Below are 12,224 nucleotides of genomic sequence, written 5' to 3'. Positions count from 1 at the left end.
TATCCTTATCCCGTTATTACTTCCCGACGGCCATTCTTCGCTTGTTCATCTTCAGCATGCGCCGAATCACTCCTTGCTTCGGAGAGAACAGGAACGCCAGCACAAAGATGGACGTCGTCGCCAACGCAATAACCGGGCCGGACGGCAGGTTATAGAGAAAGCTGACATACAAGCCGATCATTGAGGACAGGGCGCCGAAGAACATCGCGAGCCCAATCATCGTGGACAGTCTGTTCGTGAGCAAGTACGCGGTGGACGCCGGCGTAATCAGCATCGAGACAACCAGAATGACGCCTACCGTCTGGAGGGACGCGACCGTGACGAGCGTCAGCAGAACCATAATCGAATAGTGGATAAGGCGCGTCTTCAGTCCATAAGCCGCGGCCATCGTCTCATCGAAGCTCGAGACCAGCAGTTCTTTGTAGAAGAGCAGGACCGCCAGCAGCACGATGCCTCCGACGGCAACGGTCAGCCACATATCCGATGCCCGCACCGACAGGACATTCCCGAACAAAATTTGCGTCAAGTCGGTGGCGCTCTTGGCGCTCGTAATCAGAATGATGCCGAGAGCAAAGGCGGCGGAGAACACCAGCCCGATGGAAGAATCGCTCTTGACGCGGCTGTTCTGATTAATGACTCCGATCCCGACCGCCGTCAATATCCCCGAGACGACCGCCCCATAGAAGTAATTGATCCCCAGCATATAGGAGATGGCCACACCCGGCAGAACGGCGTGAGAGATTGCATCCCCCATGAGCGCCATCCCGCGCAATACGATAAAGCAGCCGATAACGCCGCAAATAATGCCAACAATAATCGAAGTAATAAAGGCTCGCTGCAAAAACTCATAGGCCATTAAATCTTGGATAAATTCCATCACATTCCAACCCCCAATTTCCCTATCATCGTAAACGGCGTCTGATAGGCTTCCTGCATCAATTCCGGGCGGAAGACGTGATCGACAGGCCCGCAGCCGATCAATTCCTTATTCATCAGGATCAGATTGTCGAAATAGCTCTCCACTTTGCTCAAATCGTGGTGGACGACGAACACCGTCTTTCCTTCATCCCGCAGCGTCTTCAAAATATCAATGATGACATTCTCGCTGGCGACATCAATCCCGACAAACGGCTCGTCAAGGAAGAAATACTCTGCCTTCTGGGCAAGCGCACGCGCCAGGAACACCCGCTGCTGCTGGCCGCCGGACAGCTCGCCGATCTGATTGTTTTTGAATTTCTCCATGCCGACCTTGCGGAGACATTCGAGCGCCCATTCTTTATCTTGCTTGGTGGGCCGGCGGAAGAGGCCGAGGGTCGGAAACGTTCCCAGCAGCACCGTATCTTTCACGATAATAGGGAAGTCCCAATCGATATTAGAGCGCTGCGGCACATAAGCGATTTTTTGGCGCATCGAGGTGAGCGGTTCTCCCCCCAGCGTAATCTCGCCGCCGTCGCGGGGAATGAGATTGAGCATGGCCTTCATCAACGTCGACTTGCCCGCCCCATTCGGTCCGAGGATGCCGATAAGCTTGCCGGTCTGCAGCGAAAAGCTCACATCCTTGATGACCTCTTTTCCGTAATACGATATGTGTAAATTATTAACATCTATAGTTTGACGCATATTTTTCCCTCCCCCATAAAATATTCTTCAATGAAAAAAAGTTGACCTAATGAAACTTATGTACTATATTAGACCATCCCATAGGAAAAGTAAAGAGTTGTTATTGTTTTTTTTGGAGGAAAAAAGTTTCGTAAAAAAAGAGAAAAACCATTCGGCTGCAGTGCAGCAGACATAGCAAAAGAACCCGGCACTGGCGTTCCAGCACCGGGTTCGTGTTCGAATAAGCGGCGTACTTATAATCGAATGTATCCACGATTCCAAGGTCAGTAACCATAATCACAATTGCAGTCCATACACATTTCCAAAGTTCAAGTAGATCCTTTCCTTCTGAGACAGGCGTTCGGGGTTATCCTCCCTTTTCATTTCAATTGCGGAATAAATCTGGAGTTCCCTCTCTTCTGTATCATATATTGTAAAGCTTGAATCTCTAGAAGACTCGCCCATAATCGACTTCATAAGGAAGAGATACTCGATCTCTTCTTCTTTGACATGCTCTTTAATTAATTCATTAAATGAAATCACTTCGGCCGTATGACTTAGCTTGGGAATATACAGTGCATCAATGATGAACACAACGACAAGAAGAAGTGTGACTTTCCCATTTTTTTCAGGATACTCAAAGTCACCCTCCCTTTCATTGGTTTATTGAGAAGCTTGCGATTTATGTTTTTTGAACATGATCAACTTAACCACCAAATATACGATAACAACTACGACGATCACGGTAAGTAGGGTATTCATTTTTTCCAGTTGTCTCGTTAACTGGCTCAACTGCACTTCTACTCTCCACAGCGATTCCCCGGTTCGATCCGCGACATCCCCAATACTGGAACGTATGCCATTAAAATATTGTGTCAGTTCCGAAAAATCCACTTTTTGCACATCCTCCATTCTGTTTCACCTCCCTCTTTTGAAATATTTTTCCCCCGTTTCATTCCACCATTTCCCACATTACCATACGATTGGAATTAGATGCTAGTGATTAGTAGTTTCTCTTGCTTTATAAGATAGAGGTGTTGTCGCTACAGTGCCAAAATACTCTAAGATAAGCAAAAAAAACGACACCGGCCTCCGCTAGCATCGACTTACTGAACCATTACTTCGAGCATTTTTTCTCCAAATATTAGAACCTATAGACGGTTCCATTTTCTTGTAATAACATGTAATTCAAACAAAACTTTTACTTCTACAGGGTGTCCTGAATCCGTGAAAGGGATGCGATTAAGAGAATCTGGACTATCAGATGTAACGAAAGGCTTAGAAAGCAGAGGCGGAGACTCGATTCTCTTTAAAAAGACATCACGAAACAAAGCTTCCCATGTGCAGAGCTTGAACGGAAACATAGGTTCGTGACATTTTATCCCGACAACATCCCGTAAATACGCTGGCATGTCCGAAACCATGGACTGTGTCTTCCGAAGCGGAGCTTCGTTTGTCTGGCATGTTCTACCATTGGAGAGGCCAGCCAGATCAGATTTTCGATAACCGTTTTGACCCGTCTGTGGCTGACTTTGTTTCGAAGCGGAGCGTCCGGTTCTTGGATGGAAATTTGTCCAATGGCCCGCAGCAGATTATAAGCAACGAGGCCTGTACACAAAACCAGATCGTTCGTGGCAAACTTGCCGGAAGGCAATCGCTCCAAATGTAAATCCGTCTTGAGTTCGCTGTGAAACTGCTCGCTGGTAGCGTGGTCATGGAAAAGCTTACTCACTTGCCAAGGCGGACACCGTAGTGTGGTGAAAAACACCTGCACCTCAATCTTGGGCACCAGCAGGATTTGTCCATCGGCTTCCACGGTTCGTTCAATCAACTGGTAGACTACGCGAATGGGGCGCTCCAACTTTTTGTCGGTCCATTCCATGGAGCCCAGGTAAACGCGCTTACCTTCTCGTTCTTCACAACACATCCCGTCTTTCCTGGCGATCATCAGCCATTCTTCCGGCGACTCCCGGCGCAGGTTGCGTTTGATGATGAAATCCACCTCTTCGTTCAGGCAGACATTCAAATTCTCCAGCGCATCGTTGCCGGTATCTATGCCAACGAGCAGTGGCAGGTCGGTGATGCGGCGGGCATACTCCAGGCTGTGCGACAGAAACGCGGCGGCTTCTTTTGCACATGGGTGCTACCTTCGCGCAGATTGACGTTGACCCCATACCCTTCCTGTGCCAGATAAGCAAAAAAAGGAGCATAGCCCTCCACCTACGTCAGGGATACGCCTTCTTTCCGGGTATTGCTATTGTCGAATGGCGAAACGTCCAGATCCAGTGGCAGCAGGATAACGCTTGCCCCTCTGGACTTGTAGCATGAACAGGCGTTAGCGGGACGTTAAGCGCACGCAGTAAGTCTGAGGCCTAAGGATTTGATGAAAAAGCGATCCTCGCGGAAAGGTTCGATCTGATCAAAGTCGCTTTTCCCCTGGCAAAGTAGCCCCAGATACGCATAGACCACATCCGGGTGAGTGACCGTGGGTTGATGCATGCCGGGAAGCGAGGAACGAATCAGGCGTTTGGCAATCCGGGTATGAGAAATGAGCAAGCCAATGAGGGCGAGACCGGAATGGGCGGTCAGCATCTCCACAGACTGATCCAGTTGAAAACGTACAGGTTTCATCGATGGCACCTCCGGGGTGAGTTCAAGAAATACGGGGATTCTTCCCTTTTTCTTTATTTTACTTTACCGGAGATTCATTTTCTAACTTTTCTACGATTTCATTTCACGGATTCAGGGTGGTTCTACAATTGATATTTCCTGGTAAAATGTAGGGAGTGTATTATTTGCAAATAATTAAGGAGGGAACAGAATGTCAAAATATAAGAGGCCTATCATCTATATTGCAATTATATTATGGTTTTGTGTGTATGGGACCAGATTTTACGATCAGACTAGAACCTTCTCATTTAATAATTTGATTATGGAGCACATTGATGGAACAGAAATTGACTCTATCTATATACTAAAATCGAAAGAGATACAACACTATAGTATTGGAAGTGTAAAAGATAAAAAAGAAATTGAATTAGTAATGAAATCACTTCCTGAAATGAAAGTACAAAAGGGCAGTTCTGGTCTTGTTTTCCCTGAGTTTCCAAGATATCACCTTACGATTAAGGGGGAAAAGGGAGTGTTATTGGGATTTTTTATTTCTGAGAAGGGGGAAATTTTACTATATGATTATGAAAAATCCAAAGATAAAACTCAAGAATACAAAATTACAAATGAATTCGTGTTTGATAAATTAAAATTCCTAGACCAATTTTTAAAGGAAATAGAAGAAAGTAAGAGATAACATACAGTTATCTCTTACTTTTCTACCTAGATTATTGATCAGTAGACCAGCCACCACGGCGATAATGAACCCCAGTGATTTGGCCCTCGCCAATAACGAATCGAATATCACCATCAACATGGTAGTACTGAAGAAATGGAAGTTTTACTCTGATGATATCATATTCTTTATTATTATCCATGAAATTGAGAAGGTTGATCAAGTACGTGTTTCCGTTATCAAGATACTTCCTAAGTACGGTTCTTCCATTGAACGTCATTTCAGTGAGTACAGCGACAATTGTTGTTGCCCACCCCAAAGCAGTGTAATTTCTCGCCATAGCCAGAAATCCCATAGCTGTAGCATAACCACCCAGTCGCCAAGACAGGTCATTAGTATCTACATCATTTTTAAATCCTTCACTGTAAATGGTTTCTTGTGCTTTCAAGAGTTGTACAATATCATTATACTTCAGTTCGACTTCTTCCGGATATTCTCTACCTCCAGAATACATAGGTGAATACATAGTGAAATCCCTCCAATTTGATATTATTGTGTCAAGAAAATTTGCTTCATCGATGAATTTTTTCCCTTCACCCTGCTTCTACAACCGCATTGCTCCATGTCTTTCTGGCATGTAACTCTCTCCTTTAATTTTGTTTTAGAGGTAATCGGGAGGATCAGTGGTCAAAATTCATCCTCAGAATTTATCGAGCACTGCCAAACTATCCTCTTACTAATTGAGGAGTTTTAAATTGATTTATAACAACTACTAATTTTTTAATTCCATACGTAATCTTGATTCGTAAGTTCTTTATAACAAAAAATGGGCCAACCCGGGTCTTGGGTTGACCTAAAGTGGACTATGTCATCCTTGATAATTTTTTTGGGACAGCTTTATATTTTTTAATCTCCCCTTTTAATTAGCTCTATAAGTCCTAGTATCATAGCTTGAAGCGCATCTTCCTTTGGCATTTTTATATACCTACTAAGATAGATCATCTCACTTTCATATAGCTTAATGATTTCCATCATGGCATTCTGGTCACTCTCCCTCGCTTTTTTAATCAACTCCATAAATTCGAGTTTTGAGATAGAAGTTTGAGAGACTTTTGTTTCCATTTATTCACCCCCTGCTGCGTGATATTCATTTCGTAAGCGGTTTCTTTTTCACTTTTATTTTCGACGTATATTTTTGTAATTATCTGCCTCGCCTTGGGTGATTCTAAGGAGTTAATTAATTCATTAACAAATAACTTCGAATCCGCCTCATCTAAAAAGCTTAACCCTTTAATAATGTCTAATTTGAGTTGTCTTTCCTTTTTTAGAGTAACCTTAGAACGATATTGTAATCCCCATGCAATTCTCCTTAATTCTTTTTTGTAGAAATCATAGAGAGACAATCCATGAAATTACAGCACCCCCCAAATAAAGTTTTCTCTAAAATAAAGGTATTATATTACATGATTTTACAACCACAATGACAAATTACGTTTACATACTACAAAGGTTGTATTTGTCTATCGCTTTCCACCTATAAAAGTAGATATGTAAAGGAGGGGGAGCATGGAGATATTCGTTAAATTCTTCATTCCACTTTTAAGCGGCGGTTTGATTTCTTTATTTGGTAATTATCATTTTTTACTGAAAATACTCATCTTCTTTGTGCTTGTGGATTATGCTTCAGGATTATTGGCATCGGGAATAAAAGGGGAGCTTCGTAGTAACAGAGGCCTCATTGGAATATCCAAAAAAATCTTTATGTTTTTCATGATCGCAGTAGCTCATCATATAGACTTAATTTTTGGTCAGGATCACTATTTTCAGAATACCGTCACGTATTTTTATATTGCGAACGAGCTTATTAGCATTATTGAAAATGGAATTAAAATAGGTGTTCCGATACCCGCTATTTTTCATGAAATGATTAAAAAACTCAAAGAATTAAGTAATGATAAACGTAATAAAAAATAGCTTTACTTGAATGGCGTACAACCGCGTCAGCAGCAAAAAAACCGACATCGGCTTGGGCCAGCATCGAGTTCTTGTTTTTCCCAAACTATACCATCAGTTTCGTGAATTGTACCGGATTCCCAATCGGCAGCCCTTTGATCAGCAGCGCCTGATTGTTCAGCAGGCTCGGCTACAGACCCAGATTCTCGCGGTCGTTCGTGAGCACCTAATTTAGGGCCGCCATCTGATGATAGAAAATCTTTCGAAATTTAGGTCAATATGTTAATGTGATGGTTATACATTGAATAATAATCATTTTTAAGCGAGGTGGAAAAATGTCAGAAAATACCCTAAAAATGATTGCCATCGTGATATATATGGCAACTATGTTAGGTATAGGGTGATATGCTTTCCGCAAAACGACAAACTTGACGGACTATATGTTAGGGGGACGTTCCTTAGGGCCTGCTGTAACCGCTTTAAGTGCTGGCGCTGCCGATATGAGCGGATGGCTGTTAATGGGGCTTCCGGGAGGGATTTACCTGACGGGACTGTCAAATATCTGGATTGCCCTTGGCTTATCGGTTGGCGCCTATCTTAACTGGCTGTTTATTGCCCCGCGTTTGCGCACATACACGGAAGTTTCCGGGAATTCCATTACCATTCCGTCGTTTTTGGAAAATCGATTTAAGGATAGCACCAAACTTCTGCGGATTGTTTCCTCCATTGTTATCCTTATTTTCTTTACATTCTATGTTTCCTCAGGTATGGTGGCAGGAGCCGTCTTTTTTGAAAACTCCTTCTCCCTTCCTTACATAGCGGGACTGCTCCTCGTTTCCGGAGTGGTTGTTGCCTATACATTGTTTGGGGGCTTTCTTGCTGTCAGTTGGACGGACTTTGTCCAAGGGCTTATCATGCTGCTCGCCCTTATCCTCGTACCGTTGTTAGCGATGAGCGAGACGGGTGGGTTTACCGACACAGTTGATACAATCAGATCCATAGATCCGTCCCTCCTGGATTTATTTACCGGAACTACTGCGCTCGGCATCATCTCCGCAGTTGCCTGGGGACTTGGCTATGTTGGACAACCACATATTATCGTCCGCTTTATGGCCATCCGCTCTGTACAGGAGACCAAAACTGCGCGACGTATCGGTATGGGCTGGATGGTTGCCTCATTACTTGGCGCTTCATTCACAGCATTGGTTGGTCTTGCTTTTTTTACACAAACAAATTATACATTGTCTAATCCAGAAGCTGTCTTCATTCAACTTGGACAAATTTTATTCCATCCGTTTATTGCCGGAATTGTCCTTGCTGCTGTATTGGCTGCAATCATGAGCACGGTTTCTTCTCAGCTCATTGTTACCTCTAGTGCATTGACAGAAGATTTATATAAGCTGCTTCTGCGTAAAAATGCCTCGGATAAAGAACTTGTGTTCTTTGGGAGAATGGCTGTTCTAACGATTTCAGTCATCGCCTGCCTGCTCGCGTTGGGCGGTGAAAATAAAACCATTTTAAGTCTCGTCGCTTATGCCTGGGCCGGTTTTGGCGCTTCCTTTGGCCCCGTTATCGTGTTAAGCCTGTACTGGAGAAAAATGACCAATTGGGGTGCCATTGCCGGAATGTTAGCAGGTGCAGCAACAGTAATTATTTGGAAAAATATTGATTTGCAAATTACTAAAGATATATACGAAATCATTCCCGGATTTATCGTCAACCTTATCGTCAGTATTGTCATAAGCCTGTTTACCTATCAACGGGACGAAGCTATCGAAAAAGAGTTTGATACCAGCTTGAATCTGTTGCATACAAATGTAGATGAAGCATGATCAATTGCGGGTAGGGGGATTCTCCGGAGATTCCCCCCGCCTCTGTATACACACACCGTATGTGAAAACGATCCTCAGATGGAGCAACCCAGTCCCCGTTAGGGACGTTCCACCTAAAGTTGACGCCCGTGCTGGGCGTACGCAAAAAACCCGACACCGGCTAACGCCAGCATCGGGTTCTCTCCTTGCCCTCAACTATACCATCACTTTGCAAATGTCGTTCGTGAATTGCACCGGGTCGCCAATCGGCAGCCCTTCGATCAGCAGCGCCTGATTGTACAGCAGGTTCGTGTACAGGCTCAGCTTCTCGCGGTCGTTCGCGAGGGCGTCCTTCAGCGACTGGAACACGTCATGGTTGACGTTGATTTCCAGCACCTTGTCCGCCTGGACATCCTGGCCGTTCGGCATCGCCTTCAAAATTTTCTCCATCTCGATGGACAATTCGCCCTCGCTGGAGAGGCAGACCGGATGGGACTTCAGCCGCTTCGATGCCTTCACGTTTTTCACTTTGTCCTTCAAAATTTCTTTCATCGCATCGAACAGCTCTTGATTCTCTTTATCCTCCGCCGCGGAATCCTTCTCGCTGTCATCCGCGTCGATGCCGAGATCGCCGCTGGAGACCGATTTGAACTCCTTCTCCTTGTAGCTCATGATCATCTTGATCGCGAACTCGTCGATATCGTCGGTGAAGTACAAAATCTCGTAGCCTCTGTCGGCCACCAGTTCCGTCTGCGGCAGCTTCTCGATCCGGTCGATCGATTCGCCGGAAGCATAGTAGATGTACTTCTGATCTTCCGGCATGCGGGAGATGTACTCATCCAGACTGACGAGCTTTTTCTCCTTCGAGGAGTGGAACAAGAGCAGGTCCTGCAGCACTTCCTTATTCATGCCGTAATCGCTGTAGACGCCGTATTTCAGTTGACGGCCGAACGATTCATAGAATTGCTCGTATTTCTCCCGATCTTCCTTCATCAGACGCTGCAGCTCGCTCTTGATCTTGCTTTTGATATTTTTGGCGATCAGGCTGAGCTGACGGTCATGCTGGAGCATTTCGCGGGAAATATTAAGCGACAGATCCTCGGAGTCGACCATTCCTTTGACGAAGCTGAAATAATCCGGCAGGAGATCGGCGCATTTGTCCATGATGAGGACGCCGTTGGAGTACAGCTCCAGTCCTTTCTCGTATTCCTTCGTATAATAGTCGAACGGCGTCTTCTCCGGGATAAAGAGAATCGCATTGTAGACGACCGCGCCGTCCGCCTTGATATGGACATGCGTGATCGGCTTGTCGAAGCCGTACCGCTTCTCGGCGTAGAAATTCTCGTAGTCTTCCGCAGTCAGCTCATTTTTATTTTTGCGCCAGATCGGAACCATGCTGTTGACGGTCTGCTCTTCCGTATATTCCTCGAATTCATTCTCGGCGCCTTCCTTCGGCCGCTGCCCCTTCACATCCATCTTAATCGGATAGCGGATGAAGTCGGAATATTTTTTGATGATCGATTTCAGGCGGTAATCGTCCAGGTACTCATCGTAGCGATCATCCTCGGTGTTTTGTTTGATTTTCAAAATAATGTCCGTTCCTACCGAATCTTTCTCGCACGGCTCGATCGTATATCCGTCGGCGCCCTTCGACTCCCATTTGTACGCTTCCTCGCCGCCCAGCGGCTTGCTGATGACGGTCACGACATCCGCCACCATGAATGCGGAATAGAAGCCGACCCCGAATTGCCCGATAATATTATGTCCGTCCTTAAGCTCGTTCTCGTTCTTGAAGGCAAACGATCCGCTCTTGGCGATGACGCCCAGATTGTTCTCCAGTTCTTCCTTCGTCATGCCGATCCCGGTGTCGGAGATGGTAAGCGTCCGGTTCTCCTTGTCCGGGGTGATTCGGATGTAGTAGCTGTCCTTGTCGAAGACGAGCTGATCGTCGGTCAGCGCTTTATAGTAGATTTTGTCGATCGCGTCGCTGGCGTTGGAGATCAATTCTCGTAAAAAGATTTCCTTCTGGGTGTAAATGGAGTTGATCATCATCTCGAGCAGTCGTTTCGACTCTGCTTTAAATTGTTTTTTCGCCATGATGGGTCTCCTTTCGACAACACTTTTTTAGCACTCTAGACGAACGAGTGCTAACACTCCCTTTTATATATCATATACTAAATTTGGGTGTCAATATGTTCAAGCATAGGAGAAGCAACTTCTCCTTTCCTACGGTGCTTGCAGTTGTTCCATGCACCTGCCTCTCATTTGCCTGCTGGGACGCATGGAGGTATAGTAAACACGAGGCAGGCCACTTCCGAAGCCCTCGGTAATCCCTCAAAATAAAGATTCATAGGAGAACAAATATGGAAACATCCTTACCAAGAATCGGCGTCGGCGCCGTTATCATGAATGAAGCGAACGAGATTCTGCTTGTGCTGCGGGGACGCCAGCCGGAGAAGGACAAATGGAGCATTCCCGGAGGCAAGGTTGACTTATACGAGACGCTGGAGGATACGACCGTTCGCGAGGTGTTGGAGGAGGTTGGGCTACACATCCAAGTAAAGCGGCTGCTCTGCACCGCCGAGACGATCGATCCCGGGCGGGGCGAGCATTGGATCTCGGTCATCTTCGAGACCCGCGTCATCTCGGGCGAAGCCAGCAACCGCGAAGAAGGCGGAGCGCTGCGGGAAGTGCGCTGGTTCCCGTTATCGGAGCTGCCGGATAATCTGGCCTCCTTCACCTGGCCCGCGATTCAAGCTCTGCGCAGCCCCGGCGCTGCCGCATATTCCGGCCGGAACGAATGATGTCCGGGCTTGGGAGCTCCTCCGTCTTCATTTTGACTCCCCCAATTTAGAAATAGAAGTCCCTGTGTTTATTGCATACTAAAAGTGCCTAAAATTGCAGCGTAAAAATGCTCAAGTTGAATGCAAAAAAGGCACTTGTCAGCCCCTTAAATTCCTCCTATCGTTAGGTTTGCGAGAACTTGACGAAGGAGATGGGAAGGATGCTGAAAATGCCTCAACAACACTATATCAGATTTTTACGCGAAGCAGAAGGGTGCTCGATCCGTGACATCGCCAGACAGATGGGCATTCACTGGAGAACCGCGAAGAAGTACGCAGATCAATCCAACTGGAACGAATCGATTGGTAAAAGAAAGAGTAAAAGCCCAGTTATGGGGCCGTATATGGAGATCGTGGACACATGGCTGGAGGAAGATCGCCTGCTTCCCCGGAAACAGCGGCATACCGGGATACGGATCTACCAGCGGCTGAGAGATGAACACCAGTTTACAGGCGGACAACGAACCGTTTTGGCCTATGTCCGGAAGCGAAAAAACGAAATGGAGCTCGAACGCGCTAAAACCTACGAGCGGTTGGAGCATCCACCGGGAGAAGCACAGGTGGATTTTACGACCATGCAGGTCAGTCGAGCGCAGCAGCTACTCACCTACAAGTTGCTGGTGATCTCCTTTCCGTACAGTAATGCTGCATTTGTATACCCGACACCGGCTGAGAATCAGGAATGCTTTTTAGAAGCGATGAAGCAATGTTTCGAGCAGATGGGAGGCGTCC

The 12,224-nt window shown here is 46.0% G+C and carries 13 protein-coding genes and 1 pseudogene; 5 read left to right on the top strand and 9 right to left on the bottom strand.

What is annotated here, in order from left to right:
* Positions 1–16: 16 nt before the first annotated feature.
* From ABD76_RS28120 to ABD76_RS30580, 5 genes are all read right to left on the bottom strand, one after another.
* A complete protein-coding gene (locus tag ABD76_RS28120) occupies positions 17–877 on the bottom strand; it encodes a metal ABC transporter permease (protein WP_197260180.1) in 861 nt (286 codons plus the stop codon).
* Positions 877–1,620 carry a metal ABC transporter ATP-binding protein gene (locus ABD76_RS28115; protein WP_197260164.1) on the bottom strand — a complete coding sequence of 248 codons (744 nt, stop codon included), beginning with the start codon at positions 1,618–1,620 and terminating at the stop codon, positions 877–879. The genes ABD76_RS28120 and ABD76_RS28115 overlap by 1 nt, the downstream gene beginning before the upstream one ends.
* Positions 1,621–2,262: 642 nt before the next feature.
* Entirely contained in the window at positions 2,263–2,511 is a 249-nt protein-coding gene (locus ABD76_RS28110) for a hypothetical protein (RefSeq protein ID WP_197260163.1), read from the bottom strand.
* Between the two features lie 466 nt (positions 2,512–2,977).
* Complete coding sequence (locus tag ABD76_RS30585; protein WP_338125214.1) at positions 2,978–3,682, bottom strand: transposase; 705 nt, start codon at positions 3,680–3,682, stop codon at positions 2,978–2,980.
* Positions 3,683–3,945: 263 nt separating this feature from the next.
* Positions 3,946–4,230, bottom strand: a complete 285-nt coding sequence (locus ABD76_RS30580) for a hypothetical protein (protein WP_338125213.1) — start codon at positions 4,228–4,230, stop codon at positions 3,946–3,948.
* 190 nt (positions 4,231–4,420) lie between these two features.
* Here ABD76_RS30580 and ABD76_RS28100 point away from each other — a divergent pair, with 190 nt between their 5' ends.
* Complete coding sequence (locus ABD76_RS28100; RefSeq protein ID WP_197260162.1) at positions 4,421–4,906, top strand: hypothetical protein; 486 nt, start codon at positions 4,421–4,423, stop codon at positions 4,904–4,906.
* A 31-nt stretch (positions 4,907–4,937) separates the two neighbouring features.
* On the opposite strand, the gene ABD76_RS28095 is transcribed toward ABD76_RS28100, so the two are convergent.
* The 3 genes from ABD76_RS28095 to ABD76_RS28085 all read right to left on the bottom strand — a co-directional run bounded on the left by ABD76_RS28095 (position 4,938) and on the right by ABD76_RS28085 (position 6,288).
* On the bottom strand, positions 4,938–5,411 hold the full coding sequence (locus ABD76_RS28095; RefSeq protein ID WP_168179552.1) for a hypothetical protein: 474 nt from the start codon (positions 5,409–5,411) through the stop codon (positions 4,938–4,940).
* 380 nt (positions 5,412–5,791) lie between these two features.
* On the bottom strand, positions 5,792–6,007 hold the full coding sequence (locus ABD76_RS28090) for a helix-turn-helix domain-containing protein (RefSeq protein WP_168179553.1): 216 nt from the start codon (positions 6,005–6,007) through the stop codon (positions 5,792–5,794).
* Positions 5,953–6,288 (bottom strand): sigma factor-like helix-turn-helix DNA-binding protein, encoded by a 336-nt coding sequence (locus tag ABD76_RS28085; RefSeq protein WP_143802515.1) that lies wholly within the window; start codon positions 6,286–6,288, stop codon positions 5,953–5,955. Before ABD76_RS28085 ends, ABD76_RS28090 begins: the two co-directional genes overlap by 55 nt.
* Before the next feature lie 163 nt (positions 6,289–6,451).
* Between ABD76_RS28085 and ABD76_RS28080 the strand changes: the two genes are divergently transcribed.
* Positions 6,452–6,859 (top strand): phage holin family protein, encoded by a 408-nt coding sequence (locus ABD76_RS28080; RefSeq protein ID WP_197260161.1) that lies wholly within the window; start codon positions 6,452–6,454, stop codon positions 6,857–6,859.
* A 314-nt stretch (positions 6,860–7,173) separates the two neighbouring features.
* Positions 7,174–8,670: pseudogene (gene putP / locus ABD76_RS28075) on the top strand (sodium/proline symporter PutP).
* Between the two features lie 195 nt (positions 8,671–8,865).
* On the opposite strand, the gene htpG reads toward putP, so the two are convergent.
* Positions 8,866–10,746 carry a molecular chaperone HtpG gene (htpG, locus tag ABD76_RS28070; RefSeq protein ID WP_197260160.1) on the bottom strand — a complete coding sequence of 627 codons (1,881 nt, stop codon included), beginning with the start codon at positions 10,744–10,746 and terminating at the stop codon, positions 8,866–8,868.
* Between the two features lie 266 nt (positions 10,747–11,012).
* On the opposite strand from htpG, the gene ABD76_RS28065 reads away from it, so the two are divergent.
* Entirely contained in the window at positions 11,013–11,453 is a 441-nt protein-coding gene (locus tag ABD76_RS28065) for an NUDIX domain-containing protein (RefSeq protein WP_197260159.1), read from the top strand.
* 200 nt (positions 11,454–11,653) lie between these two features.
* Positions 11,654–12,224, top strand: a 571-nt coding sequence (locus ABD76_RS28060) for a transposase (RefSeq protein ID WP_197256826.1), incomplete at its 3' end; no start/stop codon positions are given.

It is taken from the genome of Paenibacillus dendritiformis (assembly GCF_015845845.1).
Classification (GTDB): domain Bacteria; phylum Bacillota; class Bacilli; order Paenibacillales; family Paenibacillaceae; genus Paenibacillus_B; species Paenibacillus_B dendritiformis_C.
Note: the sequence above shows the minus strand (reverse complement) of the source record. Positions and strands in the feature narration are given on the sequence as shown.